This window comes from Sphingomonas sp. MJ1 (PH-R8) (assembly GCF_048058635.1).
Lineage (GTDB): Bacteria > Pseudomonadota > Alphaproteobacteria > Sphingomonadales > Sphingomonadaceae > Sphingomonas.
The window spans coordinates 1-2,405 of sequence record NZ_JBBEFX010000040.1; the positions used below are offsets into that span (position 1 = coordinate 1).

The 2,405-nt window shown below is 64.3% G+C and carries 2 protein-coding genes; both read right to left on the reverse strand.

Annotated elements, in window-relative coordinates; genetic code table 11:
- Nucleotides 1-398: 398 nt before the first annotated feature.
- On the reverse strand, nt 399-1,202 hold the full coding sequence (locus VPH46_RS16080; protein WP_416612839.1) for a hypothetical protein: 804 nt from the start codon (nt 1,200-1,202) through the stop codon (nt 399-401).
- On the reverse strand, nt 1,199-2,405 hold a 1,207-nt coding region (locus tag VPH46_RS16085; RefSeq protein ID WP_416612841.1), incomplete at its 5' end, for a TonB-dependent receptor domain-containing protein. The genes VPH46_RS16085 and VPH46_RS16080, both read right to left, overlap by 4 nt.

Here is a 2,405-nt window from a genome sequence, read left to right on the forward strand (position 1 = left end):
CACACGGGCGTAGCCAATTAGCATGTTGCAAAACTGTATCGAAATAATTGGTTTATGCAACCGACTTTTGCGACATCATCATACGAGAGAACACGAGCGCTGGAAGTGCTGTCGCGAAACTTAGAACATTCGAGACAAGGCCGTGGCCGCTTGCGACCCAACTTACGCCGCTCCGATGCTGCTGTGGGAATGTTCGATTACGCCGAATCTGTCATTCGTGGATTTTCGAGCCGCTTGGAAGTTGGCATCTGATGCACGCGGTTAAGTGGGATATTGGCCTTTATGGTTGCTACTGCAGGCCCTCCCCAGCAAATTGCCTAGCCAACTTCTTGGGTAAGCGAACCACTTCTCCCGTTCGAAGAAGCGGGCATTCCACGCCCAGGGGATGAACGCCGCCACTACCGCACCGCACGTATCTCGCTGGCTACCACTTCGCTTAAGCCCCGGCCGATCGACCACAGGCGGCGTTTGACCTTCGGGTCCCAGTCGATCGCCTGTCCCGGCGTGGCGATGCCAATGGTGTCCACCAGTTCGAGCCGCGAGCCCGCTTCCGGCAGGCGCATCGCATAAATCTCTGGGCGATCGTGGCCGGTGGCGTAGATCAGCCCGTCGTCGCCCCAGCTGAGGCCCGAGCAGCTCTTGGGCGCCATTCGCGCTAGCACCGCCTCGGGGAAGGCCCAGCTGGCCTCGGCCCGGAACTGGTCGTCCATGCGGACCAGGACGGTGTACTGGTAGTCGCGGCCCGGCTCGCCGCCCTTGCCTTCGTAGTTGGCGAAGACCGCCCACCACTTGCCGTCATGGCGGTCCATCACCGTCAACGAGCCCGGCCCGAAGCCGAGGCTGATGCTGCGGGCGTGCTTCAGGGTGCTGGTTTCGAACACCTCCACCGCGCTGGTCTGCGGCACCGACGGGTAGTTCGACGCGGCGCAGACGAGTTCGGCGCCGACCACCGTGCAGCTGTTCATGTGGGGGAAGAGCCCCCGCTCACCCTGCCACTGCGCCACCTTCTCGCCGGTGGCAATGCGGTATTTGCCGATGCGGTCGTTGTCGATCGCATAGAGGTAGGTCCCGTCCGACGCCGCGCCCTGATGCGCTTCGGCTGCGCTCATGCGTAGCGAAACCGGGGAGGGCGGCGGTGAAGGGGCCTCGCGTACGGCAGCAACTTGCGCGGCGGCAAGCAGGAGCAGGGCGGCGACTATCATAGCCTCATCGACGCGCCGAGGTAGAAGGTGCGGCCGTACCGCTCGTACTGCGAAACCCAGTCGCGCACCCCGCCCTGGTACTGGCGGGTGGGCTCATCGGTCAGGTTCTGGGCCTCCACGAAGACGCGGAAGTTGCGCGTCAGGTCCACGCCGATCTTGGCGTCTAGACGGCGCAGGTCGTCATTGAAGTTGTCGGTCAGGCGCGTGTCGCCCGCCGCGATCAGCGCACGGCCCGTGTGGTGATAAGCGACCGAGGCCTCGACCGGCCCCTTCTGGTAGAACAGCTGCGCGCCCCACAGCAGCTTGGACTGCTCGGGGAAGCCGATGCTGCCGCCGTCCGGCAGGCGGAGGCTGGCATCGATCAGCGTCAGATTGAGGTTGACGCCGAGGCCGGAAAGCAGGCCCGGCAGGAACGTGAACTGCTGCTGGTACGAAGCTTCGAGCCCGATGATGTCGCCCTTCTCGGCGTTCTGGGTCTGGCTGAAGTTGATACGGTCGTAGTTCACCCCGCCGAAGCTGCCGTCGTTGATTGTGTAGCTCTGCGTGAAGATCGGGTTGCGGATGAACTTGGCGAAGGCGCCCACGCTGAGGATGCCACCGGGGACGAAGTACCATTCCGCCGTCATGTCCAGCGCATCGGCGACGTAGGGCTTGAGCGCGGGGTTGCCGGTGCTGACGTTCAGCTCGCCATCGCCCTCGGACGAAACCTCGCCGCCGGGCGAGAGGTCGGAATACTGCGGGCGCCCGACGCTGCGCGAGTAGGCGACACGGAACACGGTGTTGTCGCTCGGTGTGACGCGCACGATCAGGCTGGGCAGCCAGTCGGTGTAGCTGCGATCGGCGCTGGCGGAGGTGACGGTGTCGCCTTCAAGGAGGTAGCCGGTGATGCCCAGCTCTGTGCGTTCGACGCGCAGGCCGCCGGTGACGGCGATAGAGCCGAAGTCGAGGTTGACCATGCCGTAGCCGGCGAAGACGTTCTCATCGAGCGACAAGTCGCCCAGCGTGTCGTTGGCGAGCGAGGTGGCGGTATCGAGCACGAACTGCGGGCCGCCGAGCTTGCCCTCGGTGTAAGCGCGGATCAGGTCCTCGTCGATCGCAGGGCTGAGGAAATACTCGTGGCCGTTGCCGAGATCGACGTTCACGTCATCACCCGCGAGGCCAGCGAGAGTGAATCGATTGGCGGCGGTGCCCCGCCCGTAGACC

Excerpts from the sequence above, each read along its gene's own strand:
- VPH46_RS16080 (WP_416612839.1), bottom strand. The coding sequence starts at position 1,202 with ATGATAGTCGCCGCCCTGCTCCTGCTTGCCGCCGCGCAAGTTGCTGCC.